The sequence below is a fragment of the Arthrobacter sp. 05N429 genome (genome assembly GCF_056397045.1).
The window spans coordinates 360,550-386,656 of sequence record NZ_JBFTMQ010000003.1 but is presented as its reverse complement, the minus strand read 5'-3'; the positions used below and the strand labels follow the sequence as shown (position 1 = coordinate 386,656).

24 protein-coding genes are annotated in these 26,107 nt (G+C 68.8%); 8 read left to right on the top strand and 16 right to left on the bottom strand.

Annotated elements, in window-relative coordinates; all coding sequences use genetic code 11:
- Window positions 1-36: 36 nt before the first annotated feature.
- Both AC1DF4_RS08710 and AC1DF4_RS08705 read right to left on the bottom strand, forming a co-directional pair.
- Window positions 37-978, bottom strand: coding sequence for a hypothetical protein (locus AC1DF4_RS08710; RefSeq protein ID WP_476912487.1), 942 nt, complete (start codon window positions 976-978; stop codon window positions 37-39).
- 782 nt (window positions 979-1,760) lie between these two features.
- Window positions 1,761-2,357, bottom strand: coding sequence for a dihydrofolate reductase family protein (locus AC1DF4_RS08705; RefSeq protein WP_476912486.1), 597 nt, complete (start codon window positions 2,355-2,357; stop codon window positions 1,761-1,763).
- A gap of 174 nt (window positions 2,358-2,531) precedes the next feature.
- On the opposite strand from AC1DF4_RS08705, the gene AC1DF4_RS08700 reads away from it, so the two are divergent.
- Window positions 2,532-2,831 carry a hypothetical protein gene (locus AC1DF4_RS08700; RefSeq protein ID WP_476912485.1) on the top strand — a complete coding sequence of 100 codons (300 nt, stop codon included), beginning with the start codon at window positions 2,532-2,534 and terminating at the stop codon, window positions 2,829-2,831.
- A gap of 11 nt (window positions 2,832-2,842) precedes the next feature.
- On the opposite strand, the gene AC1DF4_RS08695 is transcribed toward AC1DF4_RS08700, so the two are convergent.
- Entirely contained in the window at window positions 2,843-3,463 is a 621-nt protein-coding gene (locus AC1DF4_RS08695) for an L-threonylcarbamoyladenylate synthase (protein WP_476912484.1), read from the bottom strand.
- Window positions 3,464-3,662: 199 nt separating this feature from the next.
- Here AC1DF4_RS08695 and AC1DF4_RS08690 point away from each other — a divergent pair, with 199 nt between their 5' ends.
- Window positions 3,663-4,532, top strand: coding sequence for an SDR family NAD(P)-dependent oxidoreductase (locus tag AC1DF4_RS08690; RefSeq protein ID WP_476912483.1), 870 nt, complete (start codon window positions 3,663-3,665; stop codon window positions 4,530-4,532).
- Window positions 4,529-5,077, top strand: coding sequence for an NAD(P)H-dependent oxidoreductase (locus AC1DF4_RS08685; protein WP_476912482.1), 549 nt, complete (start codon window positions 4,529-4,531; stop codon window positions 5,075-5,077). The genes AC1DF4_RS08690 and AC1DF4_RS08685 overlap by 4 nt, the downstream gene beginning before the upstream one ends.
- A gap of 26 nt (window positions 5,078-5,103) precedes the next feature.
- On the opposite strand, the gene AC1DF4_RS08680 is transcribed toward AC1DF4_RS08685, so the two are convergent.
- Genes AC1DF4_RS08680 through AC1DF4_RS08635 form a run of 10 tightly spaced genes read right to left on the bottom strand, consistent with a single transcriptional unit; the run spans window position 5,104 to window position 15,358 of the window.
- A complete protein-coding gene (locus AC1DF4_RS08680) occupies window positions 5,104-5,817 on the bottom strand; it encodes a DUF5134 domain-containing protein (protein ID WP_476912481.1) in 714 nt (237 codons plus the stop codon).
- A gap of 10 nt (window positions 5,818-5,827) precedes the next feature.
- The gene (locus tag AC1DF4_RS08675) at window positions 5,828-6,955 is read right to left on the bottom strand and encodes an XdhC family protein (protein WP_476912480.1); all 1,128 of its coding nucleotides are present in this window, start codon (window positions 6,953-6,955) and stop codon (window positions 5,828-5,830) included.
- Complete coding sequence (locus tag AC1DF4_RS08670; protein ID WP_476912479.1) at window positions 6,948-7,772, bottom strand: SRPBCC family protein; 825 nt, start codon at window positions 7,770-7,772, stop codon at window positions 6,948-6,950. Before AC1DF4_RS08670 ends, AC1DF4_RS08675 begins: the two co-directional genes overlap by 8 nt.
- Window positions 7,772-9,037 carry a vWA domain-containing protein gene (locus tag AC1DF4_RS08665; protein WP_476912478.1) on the bottom strand — a complete coding sequence of 422 codons (1,266 nt, stop codon included), beginning with the start codon at window positions 9,035-9,037 and terminating at the stop codon, window positions 7,772-7,774. The genes AC1DF4_RS08670 and AC1DF4_RS08665 overlap by 1 nt, the downstream gene beginning before the upstream one ends.
- A 7-nt stretch (window positions 9,038-9,044) precedes the next feature.
- The gene (locus tag AC1DF4_RS08660; RefSeq protein WP_476912477.1) at window positions 9,045-9,968 is read right to left on the bottom strand and encodes an AAA family ATPase; all 924 of its coding nucleotides are present in this window, start codon (window positions 9,966-9,968) and stop codon (window positions 9,045-9,047) included.
- Entirely contained in the window at window positions 9,965-10,609 is a 645-nt protein-coding gene (locus AC1DF4_RS08655; RefSeq protein WP_476912476.1) for a nucleotidyltransferase family protein, read from the bottom strand. The genes AC1DF4_RS08660 and AC1DF4_RS08655 overlap by 4 nt, the downstream gene beginning before the upstream one ends.
- Entirely contained in the window at window positions 10,593-11,522 is a 930-nt protein-coding gene (locus AC1DF4_RS08650; protein WP_476912475.1) for an XdhC family protein, read from the bottom strand. Before AC1DF4_RS08650 ends, AC1DF4_RS08655 begins: the two co-directional genes overlap by 17 nt.
- A gap of 1 nt (window position 11,523) precedes the next feature.
- Complete coding sequence (locus tag AC1DF4_RS08645; protein WP_476912474.1) at window positions 11,524-13,917, bottom strand: aerobic carbon-monoxide dehydrogenase large subunit; 2,394 nt, start codon at window positions 13,915-13,917, stop codon at window positions 11,524-11,526.
- Complete coding sequence (locus tag AC1DF4_RS08640) at window positions 13,914-14,474, bottom strand: (2Fe-2S)-binding protein (RefSeq protein ID WP_476912473.1); 561 nt, start codon at window positions 14,472-14,474, stop codon at window positions 13,914-13,916. The genes AC1DF4_RS08645 and AC1DF4_RS08640 overlap by 4 nt, the downstream gene beginning before the upstream one ends.
- 5 nt (window positions 14,475-14,479) lie before the next feature.
- Window positions 14,480-15,358: an FAD binding domain-containing protein gene (locus AC1DF4_RS08635; protein WP_476912472.1), complete on the bottom strand. Its 879-nt coding sequence runs from the start codon at window positions 15,356-15,358 to the stop codon at window positions 14,480-14,482.
- Window positions 15,359-15,478: 120 nt separating this feature from the next.
- Between AC1DF4_RS08635 and AC1DF4_RS08630 the strand changes: the two genes are divergently transcribed.
- Both AC1DF4_RS08630 and AC1DF4_RS08625 read left to right on the top strand, forming a co-directional pair.
- A complete protein-coding gene (locus AC1DF4_RS08630) occupies window positions 15,479-16,459 on the top strand; it encodes a LysR family transcriptional regulator (RefSeq protein WP_476912538.1) in 981 nt (326 codons plus the stop codon).
- Window positions 16,460-16,576: 117 nt separating this feature from the next.
- Window positions 16,577-16,894, top strand: coding sequence for a DUF6457 domain-containing protein (locus AC1DF4_RS08625; protein WP_476912471.1), 318 nt, complete (start codon window positions 16,577-16,579; stop codon window positions 16,892-16,894).
- A 328-nt stretch (window positions 16,895-17,222) separates the two neighbouring features.
- On the opposite strand, the gene AC1DF4_RS08620 is transcribed toward AC1DF4_RS08625, so the two are convergent.
- Window positions 17,223-19,574 (bottom strand): FdhF/YdeP family oxidoreductase, encoded by a 2,352-nt coding sequence (locus AC1DF4_RS08620; protein ID WP_476912470.1) that lies wholly within the window; start codon window positions 19,572-19,574, stop codon window positions 17,223-17,225.
- Between the two features lie 209 nt (window positions 19,575-19,783).
- Here AC1DF4_RS08620 and AC1DF4_RS08615 point away from each other — a divergent pair, with 209 nt between their 5' ends.
- Window positions 19,784-20,608 carry a dienelactone hydrolase family protein gene (locus AC1DF4_RS08615; RefSeq protein WP_476912469.1) on the top strand — a complete coding sequence of 275 codons (825 nt, stop codon included), beginning with the start codon at window positions 19,784-19,786 and terminating at the stop codon, window positions 20,606-20,608.
- A gap of 13 nt (window positions 20,609-20,621) precedes the next feature.
- Here AC1DF4_RS08615 and AC1DF4_RS08610 read toward each other — a convergent pair whose 3' ends face one another.
- Complete coding sequence (locus AC1DF4_RS08610; RefSeq protein ID WP_476912468.1) at window positions 20,622-22,424, bottom strand: long-chain-fatty-acid--CoA ligase; 1,803 nt, start codon at window positions 22,422-22,424, stop codon at window positions 20,622-20,624.
- Window positions 22,425-22,683: 259 nt separating this feature from the next.
- On the opposite strand from AC1DF4_RS08610, the gene AC1DF4_RS08605 reads away from it, so the two are divergent.
- Both AC1DF4_RS08605 and AC1DF4_RS08600 read left to right on the top strand, forming a co-directional pair.
- Window positions 22,684-24,066 (top strand): MBL fold metallo-hydrolase RNA specificity domain-containing protein, encoded by a 1,383-nt coding sequence (locus tag AC1DF4_RS08605; protein ID WP_476912467.1) that lies wholly within the window; start codon window positions 22,684-22,686, stop codon window positions 24,064-24,066.
- On the top strand, window positions 24,063-25,376 hold the full coding sequence (locus AC1DF4_RS08600) for an erythromycin esterase family protein (protein WP_476912466.1): 1,314 nt from the start codon (window positions 24,063-24,065) through the stop codon (window positions 25,374-25,376). Before AC1DF4_RS08605 ends, AC1DF4_RS08600 begins: the two co-directional genes overlap by 4 nt.
- On the opposite strand, the gene AC1DF4_RS08595 is transcribed toward AC1DF4_RS08600, so the two are convergent.
- Complete coding sequence (locus AC1DF4_RS08595) at window positions 25,373-26,080, bottom strand: hypothetical protein (protein WP_476912465.1); 708 nt, start codon at window positions 26,078-26,080, stop codon at window positions 25,373-25,375. The genes AC1DF4_RS08600 and AC1DF4_RS08595 overlap by 4 nt on opposite strands.
- Window positions 26,081-26,107 lie beyond the last annotated feature (27 nt).

Here is a 26,107-nt window from a genome sequence, read left to right as displayed (position 1 = left end):
ACGGATTCTCCGAGACGGCGCCGTGGGGAGCCGCCTTCAGGATGCGGGCAGGCTGACGAAGTACTCCTGCTGGACCGGGCGGCGGCCCAGCTTTTGCGCCGTGCGGAGCGAGGGCAGGTTCCTCTCGTGTATGTGGCCCCATACGGTGTCCACACCCGATCGTTGACCGGCCAGAAACGACGACTGCACCGCGGGAGCCAAGCCCCTGCCGCGCAAGCGTTCCGTCAGGAACACTTCCAGCATGCAGAGTGCCGGTCGGCCAAAGAGCGGTGAGATTGTGGCTGCCGCCAGTCCCGCAAAGCCGTGGTCGTCCCGGACCGACAACAACAACCCCTGGTCCGCCGCTTCCTGGAGACCCGCCTGGTCGGACTCTGAAACAAACGCTGAGAGCCCTGGGGCGCCGGACCGCCACGCTTGATGTTCGCGCTGGTATTCGGCGAACACTTCAGCCGCCGCTTCCGGCCACGAGATCGTCAGAGCCCCGGTCAGATCCCGTTTGTCAGCGCCGGCTGCCGCGCTGAGGGACCCGGCCATGACCGTTGCCCAGTTTTCCGCGGGGGATAGGTCGAGGCCCGGCTGCTCCCAGAATGTGAAGCCACGCACTCCAACACCGCGGTAGGCCGCGGTCACTTTCGCCGCCAGTGCATCAACAGCCTCAGCATCGTTCACCCGGGCAGTGGTTTTGACTGCCACGAAGGGGAAAGCCGGATTGAGGTTGAGGTATCGGAGGCCTGAGACGACGGTGCGCTCGTCGCTGGCTTCAAGTAGCCGCTCGGTCATGTCCCATGTGCTGGCGTTGACTCCCAGCCGGCCGATCCTGGCCGCCGCGACGTCCGGTGAGGCAAGAGCGGCCAGGGATCCGACGTCGTCGATCTCGGCTTGTGTTGCGTCCTCAGCGTCGAACCCGGCCGGAAGGTATTCCAGTACGGGGCGGGCGAAAGCGGCGAGTCGGTGGGCCGGAAGGTCAAAAGGGCTCATTGTTACCCGTCTTCTGGCGGATGGTTGCCAAAGCCGCGGCCAGTCGTGGCCGGGCAGGAACCGTCCCCGTAGCGTCGCTGTTCACAATTTCCCCCGATGTTCGCTGCCCGACGCTACCAGACACTGTCCTCGACGGGTCGGCGAGGAAAGCTAGGGGGTCCCGTAGGGAGTGCGGAAGAGGGTGACTCCCCATTCGGAGTTATGCAGCACAATACTGGCGTCGTGTTGCACGAACTGGAGCGGGGCTTGGACATACCGTGCCATCCGCTGCTGTTCCTCGTCCCACGGGAAGTCGCAAGTGCCGACAAAACTCTCCAGGGTTCCCGGATCCGGCGTGATTGTTTGGTCGGCAATGCTGACCCTAACCGTGTAGGAGGCGCACGGGATCCGCACGGTCATCAATGGGTGGCCGCCAAGGCTGCCGAACCTTACGGCGTAATCCCCAGAACTCAATCCCGGACCGCGGGGCACGGTAGCCGGCTGCATGGACCCGGAAGTGAAGTACTGACACTCCAGCGTTCCGGTGGCCGCGGCGTCCTCTGCACCCCGGGGCAAGCATTCGTCTGCACCCTGCCCGGCGGGGGCTGCTGGCACCGATGGAACCGGCGCGAGCGTCATGCCTGGCGACAGTCCGGCGCCTTTGGAAGGTGCGGCCGAGGCAGCCGGCGGCTGGGCGACCGCTTTTATGTTGGCGTCCGCGTTTGGGGACGGAGCCGCGCAGGCTGCAGTCACGGCGATGACGGCGAGGCAAGCCAGCGACAGCAGGGCCGGCGTCGTGCGTTTCACCGGGTTACCCGGTAGCGCACGTGGGTGACGAGGCCGGTACCGTTCACTTCCGTCGGCTCGAGCTGGAGGTTCGTGACGCCGTCGAGCAGCCGTTCGCCCGCTCCCAGGACGATGGGCGCGATGTGGAGCCGCAGCTCGTCGATTAGCCCCGCCGAAAGGTACTGGCGGACGGTCTGCGCCCCTCCGGCAATGGCCACGTCCTTGCTGCCAGCGGCCTTCCGCGCCCGGCCCAACGCCGACTCGATTCCATCGGTGACGAAGGTGAACGTGGTGCCGCCCTGCATCTCCAGTGGCTCGCGTGGATGGTGAGTGAGCACGAACACGGGTGCGTGATACGGCGGTTCTTCACCCCACCATCCCCGCCATTCCTCGTCCCACGGCCCCGGTCCGGGCCCGGCGAACATGTTCCTTCCCATGATGTAGGCGCCGGACGCGAGGATGCCTGCACGCCAGGCCGCGTTGGCGTGGGGTTCCTCGAACTGCCACCTGTGCATGCGCTCGCCGCCCTCGCCCAGAGGTTCCGCGATGCTTTGGTTCGGGCCGGCGGCGAATCCGTCGAGGGAGATAGTCAGATCGCATGTGACTTGGCTCATGCGCCCATCATGCCACCACTCGGCGGATTGGGTCCGGCCGGGCAGGAGCAAATTGGAGTGCAATCCGTTAGCTTGCTCACGTCGCGGGGAATCGTTGAAAATCCGGTGGCGGACGGCCCCATACTTGGAATGACCCCGGCGGATTCTCCCCACCGCCAGGCATGAGGAGGGTCCATGAAAACGTTGAAAATTCTGCAGGGCACTGTGAAACGTACAGTCACGAACGAGTACTTTCCTGCCGCGGCGGTGCTGGCCGGAGTGCTCCTGTTCTGGGTCCTCGGGATCTTCGGCGGGCTCTCGCTGCTGAGCAACCACCAGACGCTCCTGACCACGCTCAGCTGGTTGCTCTTCGTCTACGCCGCGGCGGTGCTCACGCCCCTCGCGGGACTTATCGCCGTGGTGGACCTGTCACGCCGCTGGTTGCGGAACCGGGCGCCGGGTGTCGGGGGAGCGTCGGGGGCCGCGTCCGCATAAGGGCGGCCGCCCTATTCGAACCGCGCCGGGTCGCCCATGCCGCGACGGACGATTTCCGCCGTCCCGCTGGAGTAGTCAATGACGGTCGTCGGCTCCGCGCCGCAGTCGCCGGAGTCGACGACGGCGTCCACCACATGCTCGAGCCGTTCCTTGATTTCCCAGCCCTGCGTCAGCGGCTCTTCCTCGTCCGGCAGCAACAGCGTGCTGGAGAGCAACGGCTCGCCCAGTTCGGCCAGCAATGCCTGGACCACCTTGTTGTCCGGGATCCGCACACCGACCGTCTTCTTCTTCGGGTGCAGCAGCCGCTTCGGGACCTCCTTCGTGGCGGGCAGGATGAACGTGTAGCTCCCCGGAGTGACGGCCTTGATGCTGCGGAACACGTCATTGTCGATCTGCACGAACTGGCCCAGCTGCGCGAAGTCCTTGCAGACCAGCGTGAAGTGATGCTTGCTGTCGAGGCGGCGGATGGTCCTGATCCGGTCCAGGGCGTCCTTGTTCCCCAGTTGGGCGCCGAGCGCGTAGCAGGAGTCGGTGGGATAGGCGATCAGTCCGCCGGAACGGACGATTTCCACCGCCTGGCTGATGGAGCGTGCCTGGGGGTTGTCCGGGTGAACATCGAAGTATCTCGCCATGGCACGAGCTTACGCCCGACGGAGGGAAGTGCGGCACGGCGCAGCACGGCGCGTCCCGCCGGGGCGGCAGCTGCCGCGGCTTGTGCACAGACAGATCTGTCTGATAGCTTCATGCCCGACGTGGACAACTCCGTCTAGGTCCGCTGACGGCAGTACGGTCCGGCGAACGAGCACCGAGAGCGAGACCCGAATGCAATCAATGGCAGGAAAAACCGTTCTGATCACCGGAGGCACCGGCGGGATCGGCAAGGCCACAGCGCTGGGACTGGCCGCCCGGGGTGCCCGGATCGCCATCACAGGACGTGATGCATGCCGTGCCGCCCGCGCAGCGGAGGAGATCCGCGCCGTAGCCTCGGCCCAGGTCGACGTGTTCATCGCCGACCTCTCCTCCCAACGGGAGGTCCGCCGCCTCGCTGGCGACGTGCTGCAAACCCTGGACCGGCTCGACGTGCTCGTCAACAATGTGGGCGGGTTCTGGAACACGCGCCGCCTCACGGCCGACGGGCTCGAGCACACTTTTGCCCTGAACCACCTCGCGCCGTTCCTGCTGACCAACCTCCTCCTCGAGCGGTTGAAGGAGAGCGAACCGGCGCGGGTGGTGACAGTCTCCTCCGGAGCCCAGGCCATGGGCCGCATGGATTTTGGGGACCTGCAGGCCGAGCGGTCCTACTCCGGGCAACGGGCGTACAACCAGTCGAAACTGGCCAATGTCCTCTTTACCTACGGACTCGCCGCCCGGCTCGCCGGCACCCGGGTCACCGCCAACGCGCTGCACCCCGGAGTTGTGGCGACGGCGTTCGGAGCCGAGGATCCGGGCCGGATGCAGGAGTTCCTGACGCCGCTGGTCCAGCGGTGGATGAAAACCCCGGAGCAGGGTGCCCTGACGTCCATCCATCTAGCCTCGGCGCCCGAGCTGGAAAACGTCACTGGCCAGTACTTTGCCAACAGCACACCCAAGAAATCATCAAAACGCAGTTACGGCCAGGCCGATATTGACCGCCTCTGGCAGGTCAGCATGGACCTGGTCGGCCTCGAATCCGATTCCGAAAGAAGCACGACCCACCCATGACCCCACACCGCACCCTCGTCGTCGTCGCCCATCCAGACCTGGCGGCGTCCCGGATCACGGCACAGCTCGCCGACGCCATCCGGGACCTCGACGGCGTGACCGTCCGGGAACTCTCGTCCACTGACCCGGACCGGCACGTCGACGTCGGCCGGGAGCAGAACCTCCTGCGCGAGCACGACACCATCGTGTTGCAGTTCCCCTGCCACTGGTACTCAGTTCCCGGTGTCCTGAAGGTTTGGATGGACCAGGTCCTTACCTACGGGTTCGCCTACGGAGCCGGCGGCGACGCCTTGCACGGTAAGCGGCTGCAGCTGGTCACCTCCACCGGCGGCCCGGCATCGTCCTACACGGCGGCGGGGCACAACCGCTTCACCATGGCCGAGCTCTTGCGCCCCCTGGAAGCCACCGCACACCTCTGCGGGCTGGACATGGCAGAACCCCTGGTCCTGCATTCGGCGCGCCAGGTGACGGCCGAGGAACTGGCGGAGCACGCCACGAGCTACCGGGAGCTTCTGTCTCCGGTGACGGCAACCGCCGGCCACTGACCGCCCGGACGCAGCCTTTGCCGGCGTCAGGCCGCGAGCATCGCGAACATCACTGACATCGATGCCGCGCCCACGAGTTCGAGGATCGTGTCGGCGCAGCCTCCGCCGTTGCGGGCGCGGATCCGCCGGAGTAGCTGCACGGCGCACACCGCCGCCGCCAGGCCGAAGGCCACGGCCAGAACCAGTGCGGCCTGGCCGACCCAGCCCTGATTGGGGCCCGGCAGCGGTAGCCCTGGGGCGGAGGCAACGCCGTCGCGCCCCGTCTGGCCCAGGACACCGGCGGGCCCGCCGTGGTGCGCCGTCCCCTCTCCCGGCAGCCCGGCGGCCTCCGATCCTGCCAACGCGCCGTGACCCCGTTGGCCGTTCATGGCCGCCAGCATGTATGCCATGGCGGCCATGGTCAGCGCGTTGTACAGCAACGTGCCGCGGCCCGCTCCCTCGCGGCGGCCCTGCGCCGGGCCGGCGGCGGGCGCATGCATCCCGGCGGATACCGGCCCCCGGGAGACGGCACGGAGGACGAACCACCAAGCGGCCAGGCCGAAGAACAGGATCTGGGGGAGTGCGGGCCACCGGAGTCCTGGGATCAGCATCAGCACCATGGCGGTCGTCATCGCGGCGTGGAGGCCAAAGCTGACACGGGTGGCCGGCGGGGAGTCGCGGCTGGCGCGGAACGCCGCGTACAGCGACGCTGCCAGCAACGGTGCCGTCAGCGCCCAGAGCAGGAACCCGTTCTCGATCACGGGTGCCCGGTCAGTGCTGCTCGTCGTGGTGGATGCGCTCGTCGAGCCCCCGCAGCGGTTCCCCGCTTCCGCTCCACTGCTTGGCGATGAATTCCGCAGCGATGGACACTGCTGTCTCCTCGGGGGTCCGCGCACCAAGGTCAAGGCCCACCGGGCTGTGCAGCCGGGCCAGCTCTTCCTCGCCCAGGCCGGCCTCCCGGAGCCTGGCGATCCGGTCTGCATGGGTCCGGCGCGAACCCATGGCGCCGATGAAGGCGATCGGCCGGCCGCGCAGCGCGACCTCCAGCAGCGGAATATCGAACTTCGGATCGTGGGTCAGGACGCACATCACCGTGCGCTCGTCCACCAGGCCCTGTTCCAGCTGCCCGGCAAGGTAGCGGTGCGGCCAGGCGTTGACTACCTCGTCCGCATCGGGAAAGCGTGCGGGCGTCGCGAAAATTGCCCGGGCGTCGCACACCGTGACGCGGTAGCCCAGGAAGGTGCCCAGACGGGCCAGCGCCGAGGCGAAATCGATCGCGCCGAAAACCAGCATCCGCGGCGGCGGGGCGTAACTTGCGAAGAATACGCGCATCCCGGCGTCCAGACGTTCGCCGTCGGGGCCGTAGCTCAGTATGCCGGAGCGGCCGGCGGCCAGCAGTCCCTGGGTGTCATCGCCCACTGCGTGGTTGGCCCGCTCGGAACCGAGGTTGCCCTCGACGCCGTCGGGCCGCACGATCAGGTGCCGGCCCATCCAGCTGCGGTCGGGGTGCTCGATCACGGTGGCGACCCCGACGCGGCGCCCGCCGGCGATGTCCGCCCTGATGGCGTCGAGTTCGGCGAAGCTTTGCCGGGAAACCGGCTCGACGAAGATGTCGATGATCCCGCCGCAGGTCAGGCCGACGGCGAACGCGTCGTCGTCGCTGATCCCGTAGCGCACCAGAACGGGGGTACCGTCCTCCTTGACCTGCGTGGCCAGCTCGTACACGGCACCCTCGACGCAGCCGCCGGAGACGGAACCCACTGCTTCCCCGTCGGCGGTGACGAGCATGGACGCGCCCGGGAGCCGCGGGGCTGACTTGAACGTGCTCACCACGGTGGCCAGGCCGGCGGTGTCACCCCTCTGCCAGCCCGGCATCATGGCTGCCAGGACATCACGCACGGTCGGTCTTCATCCTTCCAACCGCCCGGACCAGCCGGAACGCGGAACACCGGCCCGCCCAGTAGGAGAGGGACGCCACCACCGCCACGAGGGCCAGGACCTTCCCGGGGCTGGACAGTTGCTCCGCCGCGATCCCCTTCGCGAGGCTGAGGGCGTCCAGGCTGCCGGCGGGGGCATGCGCCGGCGTGGGCGCGGACGCCTTCGGTGGCGCTGCGGGAATGGTGCCCGCCGGCACGCCCGGAAGTTCCGACGCCGGTGCCGGGGCCGTCGCGGCGGCGACCTTTGCCGCCACGGCCTCCGCCGCGGGCACGGGTTCCGGAACGCCGGACTCTGTTCCTCCCGCCGGCACTGTTCCTCCGGCCGGAGCGGGGGAGGTGATCATGGCCTGCAGATTGCTGGCGAACAGGGCCATCATCTGTTCGGTCACGCTGCCGATCACGCCCTTGCCCATTGCCGCGGCCTTGCCGGACAGCTTCAGATCGGCGCTGACGGTACCGCGGGTGGTGCCGCCGGCCTCTTCGGCCAGCTGCAGGGTCACCGTGGCCTCGGCCGTGCCTTGGCCGCGGGTTTCCTGGGCTTTGCCTCCGAGCACGGCGCGGTGTTCGGCGGCGTTCCGCTCGATGACGTTGAGCAGGCCCTTGTACTGCATGTTGACCGGGCCGAGTTTGACGGTCATGCCCACCTGGTAGGCGTCGTCGGACAGTTTGTTCAGGATTCTGGCGCCGGGAACGCAACCGGCCACGCGTTCAAAGTCCATGATGGTTTCCCAGACCGTGTCGATCGGAGCGACGACCGAGAAAGTGCTGTCAATCTGCATTAGGTCCCTCTTCCCTTGAGTGATGACTGGCCGTCGCCGCGGATTGCGGCCGCCACCTCTGCCAAAGCTGTGTAGCTGTGTCCGCTGACGAACGCGTCGCAGTAGGGCAGGGCCGCGGCCATGCCGCCGGTCAGGGGCCGGTATTCCGGGGCGGCCTTGCGGGGGTTGACCCAGATGATGCGGTGTGCCAGACGCCGCAGCCTTGCCATCTGTGCCGCCACGAGTGCGGGGTCCTCCTGGGCCCAGCCGTCGGAGAAGATCACCACCACCGCGCCGCGGGCCAGGCCGCGGCGGCCGTGTTCGTCGACGAAGTGCCGGATGCTGTCGGCGATCCGCGTACCGCCGGCCCAGTCCGGGGCGGCCAGGGCGGCCCGGGCCAGGGCCTCGTCCGGATCGCGCAGCGCGAGTTGCCGGGTCAGGCGCGTCAGCCGGGTGGAAAAGACGAAGGCCTCCGCGCCGGCCGTCGCCACTGCACCCTGCAGCAGCGAGACGAAGATCCGCGCGTACGGCTCCATGGAGCCAGAAACGTCGCACAGCATCACCAGCTTGCGGCGCTGCTCGCGCCGGCGGGCATACAGCAGCCGGGTGGTGTCGCTGCCCGAGCGCCGGGCGGCGCGGACCGTGGCGCGGACGTCCAGCCGGGCGCTGCTGTGGGCTGATTTGCGCGTGCGGCGGCTCAAACGTGGCGGCGTGGCGAGCAGCAGCCGGGACGCCAGCCGCCGGATCTCCAGGACTTCCGCCTCTGTGAGCCGGGCGAACGACATACTGTGCAGCCGCTCGTCGGTGGAGGCCATGGCCAGCACGGCCTCCCGCTCCGGCGCGTTGCGGTCCCCGGTGCTGTCCGGTCCCGCGGAGGCAATCGCCGGCGCCGTCGGCCGGTGAGCGGGCGGGTGCCCGGGGGCGCGGGCCTCGGCCGGGGAAGGGCAGGTGCGTGCCTCCTCGGGGGCTTCGGCCGGCGACACGGTGCGCGGAGCGGCGTGGCGGGGCGCGGCAGCGGGGGCGAAGGCGCCGCGGAACACTGCTGCGAAGACGGCGTCGAACACCGGCAGCTGCTCGCGCGCGGACACCAGCACCACGCGGGATGCCCAGTAGAGCTGCCCGACGTCGGCGGGCGGGACCAGTCGGAGGGCCTCGGCCAGCCGGACTGCCCGGTCCGGAGAGCAGGACAGCCCGGCCCGGCGCAGGGCGGTTACAAACGCCGCAGAGAAGGTGGCCGCCTCCACCGCGGGGAGTGCTGCGGCCGTTGTATGGGTGGGCCCGGCCATCAGCGGCTCACCCGCCCGTGCCCGCCACGAGCCAGTCGGCCCCGCGGACGCCGACCAGTTCCAGGTCGTCGCGGTTCTTGACGATCGAGCCGAGGGTCCGGTCCGCCGTCGTGGCGTCGATGCGGTCGATGCCCAGCACGGCGAGCGCCGACACCCAGTCGATGGCCTCTGAGATCCCCGGCGGTTTGGCGAGGTCCAGGGTGCGCAGCTTCGTGATCACTGCGGCGGCCTGCAGCGCCAGCGGGCCGCTGCTGGCGGGCACGCGGCGGCGGACAATTTCCGCGATCCGTTCCGGGCCGGGGTAGTCGATCCAGTGGTAAAGGCAGCGCCGCGTCAGGGCGTCGTGCAGGTCCCTCGTGCGGTTGGACGTCAGGATGACGATCGGCGGGTGCGTGGCGCGGATGGTGCCCAGTTCCGGGATGGTGACCGCGGCCTCGGCCAGGAGCTCGAAGGTAAAGGCCTCGAACTCGGCGTCGGCCCGGTCGATCTCATCCAGCAGAAGGACGGCGGGGCGCGGGCCGGGATGCTCGATGGCCTGCAGCAGCGGCCGGCGCAGCAGGTACTCCGGGCCGAAGAGGTCGGTTTCCGTGACCGCGGCGTCCCGTACTTCCGCCAGCCGGATCCCGAGCAGTTGCCGCTGGTGGTTCCACTCATAGAGGGCCTCTCCGGCGTCGATGCCCTCGTAGCACTGCAGCCGATACAGGGGCGTGTCCAGCAGGTCTGCCAGGGCCTTCGCCGCCTCGGTCTTGCCCACGCCCGCCTCGCCTTCAAGCAGGATGGGCTGCGGCAGCCGGACGGCCAGGAACAGCGCGGTGGCCAGCCCTACGTCGGCAAGGTAGTCGTTGCTGTCCAGCGCCGAGGCCAGGGACGCGACGTCGGGAATCCGCCGCTGGACATCCTCCTCCGCGCCGGTGCGCGCCGCTGTGCTCACTGGGCGCCCTCCAGCCCGGCCAGGACCCTGCGGTAGTCCTCATCCGTGTCGACGTCGAGCGGCACCGTTCCCGGCACGGGGAGCTCGACGACGTCGGCCGCCCGCTGCTCCAGCAGCTTCCAGACCGCCTTGTCGCCGTGCAGGGCGGCCAGTTCCGGGAACATCCTCCGGGTGAACGCCAGGGGGTGGCCGACGCCGTCGTCGTAGCGGCAGACGGCGATCGCGGGGCTGTCGTTGCCGGCGTCTGAAGCGAACAGCAGCTGCAGCAGTGCCCGTGCGGTGGCCGACCGGACCTCCGGCTGGTCCCCCAGCAGGAGGACGACGGCGTCCGTGTCCGGGTGGAGCGCGGCGATGCCGGCAGCGACCGAGGAGGAACAGCCCTCGCCGAAGTCCGGGTTGAGCACGATCTCGCAGCCGGTGGTGTCGACCGTGCGCTGCACTTCCGCGGCCGCGCCGCCAAGGGCCAGAATCGTCTGGTCGAAGCCGCAGTCCCGGGCGGTTGCTAGCACGGCGTCGAGGAGCACGCCCCGGCCGTAGGGGAGGAGCTGCTTGGGCCGGCCCAGGCGCCGCGAGGCCCCGGCCGCCAGGACCAGCCCCGCCGTCCGGTGTTGTGCGGGCGTGCGGTCAGAGAGTGAGGGCATAGCGCTCCGGATCTTTGCGGAAGGCAGCGCGGCAGCCGGGCGAGCAGAAGTACACGGTGACACCGTTGTGCTCGAGGTGCAGCGAGGATTCGACCGCAGCGACGGTCATGCCGCAGACGGGGTCGACCGCCGTCGCCGCCGCTGAGGCCGCAGGGGCTGCCGCCGCGGGAGGCGCCGGTGCGGCGTGCCGGGACTTTGCCCGCTCCTGGATGAGCTGGGCCAGGATCGACAGCGCGATCTCGCCGGGCGTGCGGGCGCCCAGCTGCAGCCCGGCCGGTGTGAAGACCCGCGAGCGCTGTGCCGGCTCGACGTCAAGGGACTCCAGTACCGCGGTGCCCCGCGTGCCGCTGGCCACCAGCGCGACATAGGGCACACCGGCGCGAAGGGCCGCCTCAAGTGCAACCTCCTCGGCTTTGCCGTGCGACGCCACGATCAGCGCCGCATCATCGGCCCCCGGCCGGGCGGATTCCCCGTCGGTGAGTTCCATGGCCAGCCCCACGCCGGAGCCGAGGGTCGCCAGGGCCTGCGCCACGGGCGTGGTGCCGACCACCAGGACCCGCGGTGCCGGGATGCGCGGCTGGAGGAAGATCTCGATGGCACCGCCGCTCAGGCACGGGTTGGAGACCTCGACGGCGCCTTCCTCGGCACTGCGGGACGGTTCGCCGGGGACAACGCGCAGCAGCAGCGGTTCCCCGGACACCAGGACCTGCAGGCTGTACTCCCGCACCGAGGACTCGACGCAGTTGCCGCCGACGAAGCCCTGGATGTCGCCGCTGGGCAGCACCAGGGCCGTATCTCCGGCGTGGGCGCTGGTGGGACGCTGGGCGCGGACCACCGTGGCGTGCACGAACGGCTCACGGCGGGAGGCGAGGTCGTTGGCCTGGGCCGCGAGGGAATCTCCCATCGTCGCCATGTCAGATCGGCGGCCTTGCCCGGCCCTGCATGGCGGCCCAGACGCGGGCCGGGGTGCAGGGCATGTCCATGTGGACCACGCCGTAGGGGGCCAGCGCGTCGACGACGGCGTTCACGATCGCCGGCGGCGACCCGACGGTGGCGGATTCGCCGATGCCCTTGGCGCCGATGGGGTGGTGCGGGGACGGGGTGACGGTGAAGCCGGTTTCCCAGTCCGGCACCTCCATCGCAGTGGGGATCAGGTAGTCCATAAACGACCCGCCGAGGTTGTTGCCGTCCGCGTCGAATTCGATGATCTCCATCAGGGCCATTCCGACGCCGTCGGTCAGCCCGCCGTGGACCTGGCCTTCGATGATCATCGGGTTGATCCGGGTGCCGCAGTCGTCCACGGCGATGAAGCGGCGCACCTTGACGTGTCCGGTGCCCGGATCGACGTCGACGACGCAGATGTAGGCGCCGAACGGGAAGGTGAGGTTCGGCGGGTCGTAGGTGACCTCGGCGTCGAGGTTGCCGTCGACTCCTTCGGGCAGCGTCATGGTGCCGTGGGCGGCCATGGCGATCTCGGAGATGGTCTTCCCGGCGCTGGGATCGCCCTTGACGTACCAGCGGCCCTTCTCCCACTCGAGGTCATCCGGCCGGGTCTCCAGCATGGCGGCCGCGATCAGCTTCGCCTTCTCCCGCACCTTGCGGGCAACGAGGGCGACGGCGCCGCCGCTCACCGGCGTCGAACGACTGCCGTACGTGCCGAGGCCGAACGGCGTCTGGTCGGTGTCGCCATGGACGACGTCGATGTCCTCCGGTGGGATGCCGAGTTCCTCGGCGACGATCTGCGCGAAGGTGGTCTCGTGGCCCTGGCCCTGGCTTTGCACCGAGATCCGGACGACGGCCTTGCCGGTGGGATGGACGCGAAGCTCGGCGCCGTCGGCCATGCCGAGGCCCACGATGTCGAAGTGCTTGCGCGGGCCGGCGCCCACGGTCTCGGTGAAGAAGGAGACGCCGATCCCCATCAGTTCGCCGCGCTCCCGCTTCTCCTGCTGCTCGCGGCGGAGTCCGTCGTAACCGGCCAGCTCCATGGACAGCCGCATGGCCGGCTCGTAGTTCCCGGAGTCGTACACCCAGCCGGTCTTGTTGGCGTAGGGGAACTGCTCAGGCTTGATGAAGTTCTTCAGCCGGAGTTCCGCCGGATCCATGTCCAGCTTGCGGGCCAGGATGTCCACCATCCGTTCGACAAGGTAGACGGCCTCGGTGACGCGGAAGGAGCAGGCATAGGCGACACCGCCCGGTGCCTTGTTCGTGTAGACGCCCGTGACGCTGCAGTACGCAGCCTTCAGGTCATAGCTGCCCGTGAAGATGGAGAAGAAGCCGGCGGGGTTCTTGGTCGGCTGCGCCGTGGCGTTGAAGGCCCCGTGGTCGGCCAGGACGTTGGTGCGCACCGCGAGGATCTTGCCGTCCTTGGTGGCGGCGATTTCGCCCTGCATGATGTAGTCGCGGGCGAAGGACGTGGACATCAGGTTCTCCGAACGGTCCTCCACCCATTTGACCGGCCGGCCGGTGACGATCGAGCCGACGACGGCGAGGATGTAGCCGGGGTAGATGCCGACCTTGTTGCCGAAGCCCCCGCCGATGTCCGGGGACACCACGCGGATCTTGTGCTCCGGTATCCCGGCGACGATCGCGAACAGGGTGCGGTGGGCGTGCGGGGCCTGGGTGGTTTCGTAGAGGGTCAGTTTGCCGTCGACGGCGTCGAAGTCGGCAATCGCGCCGCACGTCTCCATCGGGGCCGGGTGCACGCGCGGGTACACGATTTCCTGCGAGACCACGACGTCGGCGGCCGCGAAGGCGGCCTCGGTTTCGGCCTTGTCGCCAATTTCCCAGTCGAAGATGCGGTTGTCCGTCCGGCCCTCGATCTCGTCGCGGATCACGGGGGCATCGGCGTCGAGGGCTTTCCGGGCGTCGATGACCGGGGGCAGGACGTCGTATTCGACGTCGATCAGTTCCAGCGCGTCGCGGGCGGCGTACCGGTCCTCGGCCACGACGAACGCGACCTCCTGGCCCTGGAAGCGCACCTTGTCGGTCACGAGGACCGCCTGGACGTCCGCGGAGAGGGTGGGGGCCCACGCGAGCTTGAGTCCGAGCAGGTCCTTTCCGGTGATGACAGCGAGGACCTTGGGGTGGGCGAGGGCGTTGGTGGTGTCGATGGAGACGAGCCGGGCGTGCGCCACAGGGGCCCGCAGGATGGCGCCGTGCAGCATGCCGGGCAGGACGATGTCGTCCAGGTAGTTGCCCTTGCCGCGGACAAAGCGGGGGTCTTCCTTCCGCTGGATCCGGCCGTAGCCGATCGGGCGGTCCTCGTCGCCGGCCGCCGGATTGCCGTGCCGTTCGTGGATGACGGTCATGCCTTCACCTCTGCGTCTTGCGTCTCTGCCGGGATGTCTTCAATCACGGTGTCCGTGCCGTCGATGACCTCGTCCACCGTGGCGTCGCTCCCGCCGCCCGCCGGGTGGGCGGCGGCCCACTGCACCGACCGGACGATCGTGGCGTAGCCGGTGCACCGGCAGATCTGGCCCGAAATGGCCTGCCGGATCTCGGTGGTGTCCGGGTGCGGGTTCTTGTCGAGCAGTGCCCGGGCGGTCAGCATCATCCCGGGCGTGCAGAAGCCGCACTGCAGCCCGTGTTCCTCCATGAAGCCCTGCTGGACCGGGTCAAGGGTGCCGCCGGTGGCGAGCCCCTCGACCGTACGGATGTCGTGTCCGGCGGCCATCGCGGCGAGGACGGTGCAGGACTTCACCGGCTGGCCGTCCATCAGGACCACGCAGGTCCCGCAGTTGCTGGTGTCGCACCCCCAGTGGGTGCCGGTCAGGCCCAGGACTTCGCGGATGTAGTGGACCAGGAGCACGCGGGGCTCAATGTCGGATGTGACTTCGTTGCCGTTGACGGTCATGCTGATCTGCATCCGCTTCAGCCTTCCTGTGTCTGGGCGGCGCGGGCACAGGCCTGTCGCAGGACCCGCCGGGTGAGTTCGTCGGCGAGATGCCGTTTGTAGTCAATCGGGCCGCGCTGGTCGGCCACCGGGTCGCAGGCTGCCGCGGCCAGCCGTGCCGCCTCCGCGAACAGTTCCTCCCGGGGCTGCTGGCCGCGGAGCAGTTCCGCGGTGCCCGCCACCGTATGGTCGAGCCCGAGGGCTGTGAGTCCGACGGCGGCGTCGGCGATGGTGCCGTCCTCCGCGAGCGTCACGGACGCGCCGGCGGCACCGACGGCCCAGTCACCCACCCGGCGTTCGACCTTCTCGTAGGCGCTGCCGGAACGGGGGCGGATCGGGAAGCGGAGCTCACACAGCAGTTCGTCCTGGCCCACCGCCGTCTCGTAGGGTCCGCGGTGGAAGTCGGCCATGGCCAGGATGCGCTCGCCGGCGGGCCCACGGACCACGGCCTCCGCGCCGAGCACGACGCAGACCGTGGAGAGGTCCTCGGCCGGGTCGGCCTGGCAAAGTGAGCCGCCGATGGTTCCCCGGTTCCGCACGATCGGATCGGCGATCACGGACTCGGCGTCCCGGACGATGGGGAAGAGCGCCGCGATTTCGTCGGACTCCAGGAGCGTGGTGTGGCGGGTCAGGGCGCCGATGCGCAGTTTGTCGCCGTCGCGCAGGACGAAATCGAGTTCGTACAGGTCGTTGATGTCGATCAGCCACTCGGGCCGGGAGAGCCGGAGCTTCATCATCGGCAGGAGGCTGTGGCCTCCGGCGACGACCCTCGATTCCGGGCCGTGGCGGGAGAGGAGTTCGAGGGCGTTGTCCACGGACGTGGCCCGCACGTAGTCGAAAGGAGCCGGAATCTGCATAGTCCCTACCTCACTCCGGGGCGCTGGCAACGTCGCGCAGCACCAGTGTGAGGCAAGTCTTGCCCCGCCTGATACGGAGTGTCAATATCGTCATAAGCGAAAGGTTATGACGCCGTGTCGATGACATTGAGCCAGCTCCGCACGTTCGCCCTGGTCGCCCGTCTGGGCTCCCTGCACGCTGCCGCGGAGACGCTCGGCGTCAGCGAACCGGCAGTTTCCGCGGCCCTGGCGGCGCTCCGGCAGGACCTCGGTGATCCGCTGTTTGTGCGGGCCGCGGGCGGCATCGCGCTGACCCCCGGCGGCCGGGCGCTGGCTGACTATGCCCAGGACATCGTCGGGCTGGCGGACCAGGCACGCTGGGAAGTTTCCAACGCCAAGAACGACGCCGGCCGGCTGAAGATCGTTTCGACCGCCCCCTTTGCCGAACATGCGGCGGGCAGGCTCCTGGACCTGTTCACCAAGCGGGTTCCTGGCGCTTCGGTGGACGTGGTGGTGGAGTCCGCTGAGGACCTTGGCTCGCTCCTGCACGAGCGCGCATACGACATCGCCTTGGGTGCCCGGCCGGCGGCGACTGCCGGTACCGCGGTTACGGAACTACGCCTGGAGTGTGTCCCGTTCCTGCGCTACCAGCGCGCGCTGGTGGCGGCGGCGGGTCATCCGCTGGCCCCGCTGCACGGACCGGTCCCGGTGGCCCGGCTGCTGGAGCGGCCCTGGTTTGCCGGGCCTGCGGGGATCCAGGACAGCACGGAAGAAGGCCGCTGGCTGGCGGCGACGGGGGTGGCGCCGGAGATCATCCGGCTCAGCAGCGAGACAGAAGCCCTGGCAGCGGTGCGGGCGGGGGAGGGCATCATGCTGGCACTGGGCCATATTGTCCGGGCCGAACTCCAGAGTGGGGTCCTCGTCCGGCTGCCCGTCGTCGGGACACCGGTCACCGGCCTGTGGTGGGCCAGCACGCTGGACCACCGCCGGACCACCACCATGGCGCTGACGCTGCAGCGCTTCGCGGGCACGGCGGATGCGACGGCGGCGATGGTTGCCCCCGGCGGCTCGCGGGGCCTGGAGCGCCGCGGGTCCAAGTTCCACGTCGCGCTGTGGAGCTGAGGCAGCTCCGGGATTCCCCGGCGGGATTGCCTGTGTCGCGTTGCGGTTCGCGGATGTCGGTGCTAACCCTTGTGGGGGTAGACGATCACCTGACGTGCCCTACGAAGAGGAGTAACCATGACTTTGCCCCGGGATGAAGACAGCGCGCTGCGGCACTGGAGTGCCCGCCTGATCCAGGCACTGCAGATCCTTGACCTCGAAGTGGACCACGAGGCGATCGTCCAGGTCGCGGACGAGTCGCGGAAGGCCGTCGGCCCGCACGCGGATGCCATCAGCGCCTTCATAGTCGGCTACGCCGCGGGAACCGCATCGACCGACGGGCGGAAGAGCACCCAGGACGCCGTCCACGCTGCGTCGCAGAAGGTCATCGAGCTGTGCGAGCACGGCGAATCCGGCGGCCCCGACGAAAAGGGCTGGGCCAAGCGGGCCCAGTAGCCGCCGGAACCAACTGCGTCCCGCCAGGGGACATGCCCTCCCTGTGCGCCCGCGGATGGACATGTTGGCATTATGTCCAGTGGTCGCGGCCAGGGCTGGGCATTTCACGTGGAGTGCGAACTAGCTCCCGCGGGACATGCCCTCCGTTGGTGGCGAAGGATGGACATGTGGGCACTATGTCCAGTGGTCGCGGCCGGAACTGAACATGTCCCGTGGGGTGCGAAATTCCTCCCGCGGGACATGCCCTCCGTTGGTGGCGCAGGATGGACATATGGGCATTATGTCCAGTGGCTGCGGCCAGGGCTGGGCATGTCCCGTGGGGTGAGGCCTACCGCTTCTGGGCCGCGCCGGATGCCACGGCAGCCGAGCCGTCCGGGGTCTGGTCCTCGCTGGGTATTAGCCTAACAATCACGGCCTTGGAGACCGGCGTATTGCTGCCTTCGGCCGTGTGGTTCAGGGGCACCAGCACGTTGGCCTCCGGGTAGTAGGCGGCCGCGCAGCCGCGGGCGGTGGGGTAGGAGACCACGCGGAACCTGCGGACCATCCGCTCCACGCCGTCCTTGTATTCGCCCCGGATGTCAACGAACATTCCGTCGGCCAGGCCCAGTTCGGCGATGTCGTCCGGGTTCACGAACACCACGTGGCGGCCCTTTTTGATGCCCCGGTAGCGGTCGTTGTGGCTGTAGATGGTGGTGTTGAACTGGTCGTGGGAGCGCATGCTCTGCAGGATCAGCGTGCCTTCCGGCCGTTCCACATGTTCAAGGTCGTTGACGGTCAGCACGGCCTTGCCCGTCGGGGTGGGGAAGGTGCGGGAATCCCGCGGCCCGTTCGCCAGGATGAAGCCGCCCTCGTGCCGGATCCGCTCGTTGTAGTTCTCGCAGCCGCCGACGACGCGTGAGATGTGGTCCCGGATCAGGTCGTAGTTCTTCTCGAAACCGTCCCAGTCGGCCTTGACCTTGTCCCCGACCAGGGCCTTCGCGAGCCGGCTGACAATTGCCGGTTCGGACAACAGATGGTGCGAGACCGGTTCAACACTGCCCCAGGAGGGGTGCACGGCGCAGACGGTGTCCTCCACCGACACGAACTGCTGCCCCGACTCCTGGATATCGATCTCGCTCCGGCCCATCGTGGGCAGGATCAGGGCTTCCGCCCCGGTCACCGTGTGGGACCGGTTGAGCTTTGTGGAGATCTGCACCGACAGTTCGGTGTTCTGCATGGCCGCTTCGGTAGCGTTCGTGTCCGAGATGGCGCCGACGAAGTTGCCGCCGAGCGCCACGAAGGCCCTGATGCCGCCGTCGCGCATCTTGTTGATGGTCTCCACGGCGTCAACGCCGTGTTCGCGGGGAGGCTCGAAACCGAACTCCTCGCCGAGGGAGTCCATAAAGGACTGCGGCATCTGCTCCCAGATGCCCATGGTGCGGTCGCCCTGGACGTTGCTGTGGCCGCGGATGGGGGATGCCCCGGCACCGGGCTTGCCGATGTTGCCGCGCAGCAGGAGCAGGTTGATGATCTCCTTGATGGTGGCCACGCCCTTCTTCTGCTGCGTGATGCCCATGGCCCAGGTGATGATGACCTTCTCGGCCTTCAGGTAGCGGGCGGCGAGTTCATCGATTTCTTCGGTGCGCAGGCCGGTCGCCTCCAGGACCGCGTCCTCGTCGAGCAGGCTGAGGTGCTCCCGGAGTTCGTCCAGGCCCTCGCAGTGCTCGGCGAGGAAGGCGTGGTCCAGGACGGTGCCCGGGTTGCGGGCCTCGGCGTCGAACACGCGTTTGGAGATCGCCTGCAGCAGTGCCATGTCGCCGCCGATGCGGATATGCAGGAACTGGTCCGCGATCTCCGTGCCATGGCCGACGATGCCCTTGACCTTCTGCGGGTTCTTGTACCGGCGGAGGCCTGCCTCCGGGAGGGGATTGACGGCGACGATCTCGCCGCCGTTTTCCTTGCACGCCTCGAGTTCGGTCAGCATGCGCGGGTGGTTGGTGCCCGGATTCTGGCCCATGACGATGATCAGGTCCGCATGGGCGTAGTCGTCGAAGTTGACGGTGGCCTTGCCGATGCCGATGGTCTGGCCCATCGCCCAGCCCGAGGATTCGTGGCACATGTTGGAGCAGTCCGGCAGGTTGTTGGTGCCGTAGCCGCGGACCATCAGCTGGTAAAGGAAGGCAGCCTCATTCGACGTGCGGCCGCTGGTGTAGAAGGCCGCCTCGTCGGGAGAGTCCAGGCTCTTGAGCTTGTCCGCGATGATCCGGATCGCCTCGGGCCACGTGACCGGCTTGTAGTGGTCCTCTCCGGCCGGCTTGTGCACCGGTTCCGTGAGCCGGCCCTGCATGCCCAGCCAGTACTCGGAGCGGCTGCGCAGATCGCTCACGGAGTGTTCCGCCCAGAACTCCGGGGCGATGACCACCGGCGTCGCCTCCCAGGTGACGGCTTTCGCGCCGTTTTCACAAAACTCGAAGGCCTTGCGGTGGTTCGGGTCCGGCCACGCGCAGCTGGGGCAGTCAAAGCCGTGCTTCTGGTTCATCGCCAAGACGGTCTTGCGCGTGCGGTTGAGGCCCATCTGCTCGATTGCGGGCTTCATGGAGTGCAGCACTCCCGGAATGCCGGCGACCCAGTCCTTTGGACCGTCGCCGACCTCGAGGTCCTTTTCGTCGTATTCCTCGACCATGGGATTCTTGCGGGTCACGTGAACTTCCCTTCTGCAACCACCGCCTGTTCAGGCCGGCGCGTCTCTACTATCAAGCACACTACCTTTAGGCCCATTACAGGCCTATCAGCTGGCCCGGAGTGCCGCAAGGGATCAGCCGTCGACGTCGGCCCCTGCCGTTCCGTAGCATGTGCGGTACGCGGGGCGGCCGGATTCGAAAACCCCGCCCGGACCAAAGGGGGACGTCCATGCCGGAGCAGCGGGACACGCTGGAGGGGTTTACCGAGTCAACTTTCAGCCACGGCGGCATCAGCCACCAGGTCTTCCGGGCGGGAGGGGGCCCGGCTGTGGTCCTGATCCATGAGGTCCCGGGGATCCATCCCGGAGTGCTGGACCTCGCCCGCCGCCTCATCGGCCGGGGGTACACCGTGTACCTTCCGTCGCTGTTTGGCCGGCCGGGAGGTGCCGCGGGCGCCGGAATTGCGAAGTCCATCGCCAAGGTCTGCATTTCCCGCGAATTCGCCGTGCTGGCGAACCGGAGCAGCCCGGCGACGGGCTGGCTGCGTGCCCTCGCCGCCCGGGCGCATCAGGAATGCGGCGGACCCGGCGTCGGGGCGATTGGCATGTGCATGACCGGGAGCTTCGCCCTCGCCATGGCCCTGGAACCCGCGGTTCTGGCGCCGGTCATGAGCCAGCCCGGGCTGCCGGCGGGCCTGACCGCCCGGCGCCGTGCCGCCGTCGGGCTCGACGACGGCGAACTGGCTCGGGTGAAGGCGCGGACCAGCCAGGGACTGGGACTGCTCGGCCTGCGGTTCAGCGACGACCGGGCATGCCCGGCGGCGCGTTTCGAGACGATGCGGCGGGAGTTCGGTGAGAGTTTCGAAAGCATCGAAATCGACTCGTCGCCGGGAAATCCGTTCGGCATCGCCCGGTCGGCGCACTGCGTCCTGACCGTTGACCTGGTGGACACCCCTGGACACCCGACGAAGGCTGCCCTGGACCGGACCATCGAGTTCATCGGCGAGCGGCTGCTGCCTGGGACGGCGCCACGGACCGGAATGGATGGGCCGTGATGCGGGAAGCGGGTCAGTGCCCTGCCACCAGCGTGTCCCGGATCTCGCGGCGGAGGACCTTGCCGATCAGCGACCGGGGCAGGGAATCGAGCACCACCACCCGGCGCGGCACCTTGTAGGCGGTCAGGTGTTTCCGGGCGAACGCGAGGAGCGCGTCCGGGTCGATGGTGGTGCCCGGGATCGGCACCACGGCGGCGACGACGTCCTCGCCGCCGCCTTGGCGCGGCAGCCCGATCACGGAGACATCCGAAATGCCCGGGAAGGTGGCGACGACGTCCTCCACCTCACTGGGCGAGACGTTGAAGCCTCCCGTGATGATCAGCTCCTTGATCCGGTCCCGGATCGTGACGAAGTAGTCGTCATCCACCGAGACGATGTCCCCGGTCCGGAACCAGCCGCCGTCGAGCAGGGTATCTTCGGTTTCCTCCGGCCGGTTCCAGTAGCCGGCAAAGACCTGGGGGCCGCGGATGAGCAGTTCCCCTTCCTCTCCCGGGGCGCGGTCCAGGGCGGTGTTTTTCGGGTCCACGACGCGGATGTCGGTCAGGGGGAACGGCACTCCGACGGTGCCCGGTTTGCGGGTGGGGCCGAACGGGTTGCCGATCGCGATGGGGGAGGTTTCGGTCAGTCCGTAGCCCTCGATCAGGTAGCCGCCGGTGGCCTTCTCCCAGGTCTCCACCGTCGCCGTGGGCAGATTCATGGCGCCGGAGATCGAGAAGCGGATGCTTTCCAGCCCGATGCCGCGTTCCGCCGCGGCGGCGGCGATCCGGTCGTAGATCGGCGGCACCGCCGGCAGGAAGGTCGCGGGGGACTTCTTGAGCGCCTTCAGCACGAGGTCGACGTCGAACTTGGGGAACAGGACCAGCTTCGCGCCGATGCTCAACGCGAAGGTCATGCAGAGGGTCAGGCCGTACGCGTGAAACATCGGCAGCACCGCGTACACGGTTTCCCGGCCGTCCTTGAGCCCCGGCACCCACGCCCGGCCCTGCGCGGCGTTGGCCTGCAGATTGGCGTGGGTGAGCATGGCGGCCTTGGGCAGGCCCGTGGTGCCGGAAGTGTACTGCAGCACGGCGAGGTCCCCGGCCGACGGGCGCGGATGCTTCTTCCTGAGTTCCCCGGCGTCAAGGAGCTCCCGCCACGGCAGCACGGGCCGTACGGCCGGAGCCGGCCGGGCCTGGCGCTCGTCTTTGCCCACGGACAGGGCGGCGCGGGCCTTGCGGGCTGCCGGGACCGGCAGCCGCAGCGCCAGCCGCTGCAGCAGCGGCATCGCGGGGATCAGCTCCACTGAGACGATACTGCGGAGCCCGACGTCGGCCGGCAGTTGCCGGACCCGCTCCACCGCCTTGTCCCAGACGATCGCGACGCCGGCCCCGTGGTCCTCGAACTGGTGGCGGAGTTCCCGTTCCGTGTAGAGGGGATTGTGCTCGACGACGACGGCGCCGAGGCGCAGCACGGCGTGGAAGGCGATGATGTGCTGCGGGCAGTTCGGCATGACCAGGGCGACCCTGTCGCCGGCCTTGACTCCCAGCTTCTTCAGGCCGGCGGCCGCCCGGTTGATCAGGGTACCGAGCTCGCGGTAGCTGGTGCGGGAGCCGAAGAACTCCAGGGCGGGCTTCGACCCGTAGCGGCGAACGGACGCGTCCATGAGGTCCACGAGCGAACCCTCGGGGAGCACGAGGTGCGCCGGCACGCCTGGCCCGTAGGAGCCGGTCCACGGCCGGTCACTCCAGGGCAGCCCTGGTTCCTGGCCGGTGTTGTCTGCAGCCGCGCCCTTGGAAGCCGTGCCCTTGGCGGCTGTCCGCGGGGATTTCTTCTTCATGATCAGTCCTTGCCGCTGGAAGCCGACGGGTGTGCGCGAGCCAAAGAGCCTGCCGGGAAATCTTACCGGCGCCCGGGCACGGCCCGCGCAGCTGCCATGGCGGGGCCTGCTGCCGGTGCCCGGGCGGACGCGAGCCGTTGGTGACTTTAGGCCCTAGGGTCGGGCCCTGCGCAGGCGGAAGCTGGGGTATGCCACCTGCGCGGGTCAGCCGTGCTCCTGCGTGTCGTAGCAGGCCATTCCAGGCGGCAACGGGAGCAACATGAAGCGCCAGCAGCCCACCCTCCGTTTCCTCGGAGCCACCGACACGGTCACCGGCTCCAGGTACCTGCTCGAGGCCGGCGGGAAGCGGGTGCTGGTGGACTGCGGGCTCTTCCAGGGCTACAAACGCAGCCGCGAACGCAACCGGGCGCCCTTCCCCGTTCCTCCGCACTCGATCAACGCCGTGGTGCTGACCCACGCGCACCTGGACCACACCGGCTACGTCCCCGCGCTGGTGCGGGACGGGTTCAGCGGACCGGTGATCGCCACCGACGGCACCACGGACCTGTGCAAACTGCTCCTTCCGGACAGCGGCTACCTGCAGGAGGAGGAGGCCCGGTATGCGACGCACCGGGGATCGTCCCGGCACAGTCCGGCGCTGCCGATCTACACCGCGGCCGACGCCGTCAGGTCCCTCAACAGTTTCAAGATCCAGGATTTCGACGATCCCCTGGACCTGGGCGGAGGGATGGAGATGACGTTCCTGCCGGCCGGCCATATCCTGGGCGCCGCCCAGGTGCGGGTGCGGATCGGCCCGCATTCCGTGCACTTCACCGGGGACCTGGGCCGGGCGGACGACCCGCTGATGCACCCGCCCCGGCCCCTGGGGGAGGCCGACGTCCTAGTCACGGAGTCCACTTACGGGAACCGGCTGCACTCCACCGTCGATCCCGAACGGCAGCTGGGGGAGATCATCAACCGGGTCGCGAAGCGCGGAGGAGTGGTGCTGTTCGCCGCGTTCGCCGTCGGCCGCGCCGAAACGCTGATGCTGCACCTGTCCCGCCTTCGGAGCAAGAACCTGATCCCGGACATCCCCGTGTACCTCAACAGTCCGATGGCCATTGACGCGTCCGGCATGTACCAGCGGCACCCCGAGGAGCACCGGCTCAAGGAGCAGGAGTACATGAACATGTACAGACTGGCCAAGCTCACGCGCTCGGTCGATGAATCCAAGCTCCTCAACCTGCGAGGCGGCCCCATGATCATCATCTCCGCCAGCGGAATGCTTACCGGCGGAAGGATCCTGCACCACATTGCCGCCTACGGGCCGGACCCGAAGAACGCCGTGATCCTCAGCGGATACCAGGCCGGCGGCACCCGCGGCGCCTCCCTCGCAGCCGGCGTGCGGGAGCTCCGCGTCTACGGCGAGGACATCGAAATCCGGGCCGAGGTGGTCCAGATGGAAAGCCTGTCCGCGCACGCCGACGCCGACGGAATCATCGCCTGGATGAAGAACGCGGAACGGGAACCCCGGATGACGTACATTACCCACGGCGAACCCGATGCGTCGGATGCCCTGCGTCTGAGGATCAAGCGTGAACTGGGCTGGCGCGCGCGGGTTCCGGAGCACCTCGAAATGATCTCCCTCGAGGACCCCCGGTGACGTCCGGCGTCCGAAGGTCCGCGGTTCTGGCCGAAATCCACTCGCTGGCCCGGCCGCTGACGACCGACCGGGACCTGAATGGCCTGATCCGGCGCGCCGCGGACTGCCGGTTCGTCGCCATCGGCGAGGCCTCCCACGGCACGCACGAGTTCTACACCTGGCGTGACACCCTCAGCAGGCGCCTGATCGAAGAGGAAGGCTACAACTGGATCGGTGTGGAGGGGGACTGGCCGGACTGCTGGCGGATCAACGGCTGGGTACGCGGCGAGACGGGACGGGACCAGGGCGTCCATGCCCTGCTCGCCGGCTTTGAACGCTGGCCGACCTGGATGTGGGCGAACGAGGAAATCGCCGCGTTCCTGGACTGGCTGCGCACCTGGAATCTCGGTCGTCCGCTGAACCGGCGCGTCGGCTTCTACGGACTCGATGTGTATTCCCTGTGGGATTCGCTTCGCGAGATCATCGGCTGGCTGGAGGACAACGATCCCTCGGCGGTCCCCGGGGCCATGCGCGCGTGGGAGTGCTTCCTGCCCCACCACGAGGATCCGCACAAGTACGCCTGGAGCACCCGGCTGGTGCCACAGTCCTGTGAAGCTGACGTTATCGCCCTCCTGACCGAGGTCAGGAACCGGGTGTCCGGTCCCGGTGACCACGACGAGGCAGCATTCGATGCGGTGCAGAACGCCGAGGTGGCTGCGAACGCCGAGCACTACTACCGGATCATGGTCCGCGGCGACCGCCGGTCCTGGAACATCCGGGACCACCACATGGCTGACACCATCGACCGTCTCAGCAAGCACCTGGGTCCGGACTCCAAGGGACTCATCTGGGAGCACAACACCCATGTGGGGGACGCCCGGGCTACGGACATGGCCCAGGACGGACTCGTCAACGTGGGGCAGCTGCTGCGCGAACGGCATGCCGCGGATGGGGTGATGCTAGTGGGCCTCGCCTCCCACCGGGGCGAGGTGATCGCCGCGGATGCCTGGGGCCGCCCGGAGCGGATCCTCCCGCTTCCGCCGGCGCGGCCGGGCAGCCACGAAGACTTCCTGCATGAGGCCCTGGGTGCGGCCTCGGTGCTGGACTTCGGCGAGGACAGGTCCGGGCCGTGGCTTTCCACCTGGCTCGGCCACCGGGCGATCGGTGTGGTCTACCGTCCCGAGCGCGAGCTGGGGAACTACGTTCCCACCCGGATTGGCGAGCGCTACGACGCACTGATCTGGTTCGAGCGCACCGCCGCGCTGCGCCCCGTGCGCCATGAAAGGCCTCCGCGGGAACCGGAGTTCGAGACCGAGCCCACCGGATTCTAACCGGCCGTCCGCGGCAATCGGCACGGCCGCCGCAGCATCACGACGGCGGCCGGGACATACCAGAACAGCGGCACCAGCCGCAGCGCGGTAGTCACGACGCCGGTCGGGGACAGCGGGCCGTCCGCCGGCACCAGTGACAGGGTGGACAGGAACGCCGCCGCGGCCGCCGCCGCCGCAATCCAGCCCAGCCAGCGGGGAAAGGCCAGCAGCCGCAAGGACAACAGCGCGATGGCAAGGAACATCACGCCGGCGGGCAGGTTGGCGAGGTTCAGTGTCACGAGGCACAGATCCGCCACTGCGGCGGCGACGTCCGGAGGGATCCGTGCCTGGGAGGGCAGGGTTAAGGTGATCTGGGCGGCCTGGCCCAGGATGTTCAGCCCGACCGCCAATACCCCCGCGGCAAAGGCGATGCCGGACACCGTGCCCGGCGCCGGCTCGGCATGGACCAGCCTGGCCCGGACGTAGCCGAGGAACCAGAGCAGCGCTGCGGAGCTGAAGACGAAGAGCAGGCTCTGGGCGAGGATCGGGGCGCGGTTCGCCACCAGATAGTCCGCGTAGCCGGGGTCCGCGGCGTCCGGCCATGGCCCGGTCAGTGCCCCTTCCAGCAGGCCGCCGGCCACGCCGAGGGCGGCGGAGAGCAGGCCGCTTAGTGCTCCGGCCAGGAGGAACAGTCCTCCGGCAGAGGCGGGCCGCCGCTCAGTCAACGTGCCCCCGCTCCATGGGTCGACGGT

Bases quoted from the DNA above. Each gene is read 5' to 3' on its own strand.
- AC1DF4_RS08710 (WP_476912487.1), bottom strand. From the start codon at position 978: ATGAGCCCTTTTGACCTTCCGGCCCACCGACTCGCCGCTTTCGCCCGC.
- AC1DF4_RS08705 (WP_476912486.1), bottom strand. From the start codon at position 2,357: ATGAGCCAAGTCACATGCGATCTGACTATCTCCCTCGACGGATTCGCC.
- AC1DF4_RS08700 (WP_476912485.1), top strand. From the start codon at position 2,532: ATGAAAACGTTGAAAATTCTGCAGGGCACTGTGAAACGTACAGTCACG.
- AC1DF4_RS08695 (WP_476912484.1), bottom strand. From the start codon at position 3,463: ATGGCGAGATACTTCGATGTTCACCCGGACAACCCCCAGGCACGCTCC.
- AC1DF4_RS08690 (WP_476912483.1), top strand. From the start codon at position 3,663: ATGGCAGGAAAAACCGTTCTGATCACCGGAGGCACCGGCGGGATCGGC.
- AC1DF4_RS08685 (WP_476912482.1), top strand. From the start codon at position 4,529: ATGACCCCACACCGCACCCTCGTCGTCGTCGCCCATCCAGACCTGGCG.
- AC1DF4_RS08670 (WP_476912479.1), bottom strand. From the start codon at position 7,772: ATGCAGATTGACAGCACTTTCTCGGTCGTCGCTCCGATCGACACGGTC.
- AC1DF4_RS08665 (WP_476912478.1), bottom strand. From the start codon at position 9,037: ATGGCCGGGCCCACCCATACAACGGCCGCAGCACTCCCCGCGGTGGAG.
- AC1DF4_RS08655 (WP_476912476.1), bottom strand. From the start codon at position 10,609: ATGCCCTCACTCTCTGACCGCACGCCCGCACAACACCGGACGGCGGGG.
- AC1DF4_RS08650 (WP_476912475.1), bottom strand. From the start codon at position 11,522: ATGGCGACGATGGGAGATTCCCTCGCGGCCCAGGCCAACGACCTCGCC.
- AC1DF4_RS08645 (WP_476912474.1), bottom strand. From the start codon at position 13,917: ATGACCGTCATCCACGAACGGCACGGCAATCCGGCGGCCGGCGACGAG.
- AC1DF4_RS08640 (WP_476912473.1), bottom strand. From the start codon at position 14,474: ATGCAGATCAGCATGACCGTCAACGGCAACGAAGTCACATCCGACATT.
- AC1DF4_RS08635 (WP_476912472.1), bottom strand. From the start codon at position 15,358: ATGCAGATTCCGGCTCCTTTCGACTACGTGCGGGCCACGTCCGTGGAC.
- AC1DF4_RS08630 (WP_476912538.1), top strand. From the start codon at position 15,479: ATGACATTGAGCCAGCTCCGCACGTTCGCCCTGGTCGCCCGTCTGGGC.
- AC1DF4_RS08625 (WP_476912471.1), top strand. From the start codon at position 16,577: ATGACTTTGCCCCGGGATGAAGACAGCGCGCTGCGGCACTGGAGTGCC.
- AC1DF4_RS08615 (WP_476912469.1), top strand. From the start codon at position 19,784: ATGCCGGAGCAGCGGGACACGCTGGAGGGGTTTACCGAGTCAACTTTC.
- AC1DF4_RS08610 (WP_476912468.1), bottom strand. From the start codon at position 22,424: ATGAAGAAGAAATCCCCGCGGACAGCCGCCAAGGGCACGGCTTCCAAG.
- AC1DF4_RS08605 (WP_476912467.1), top strand. From the start codon at position 22,684: ATGAAGCGCCAGCAGCCCACCCTCCGTTTCCTCGGAGCCACCGACACG.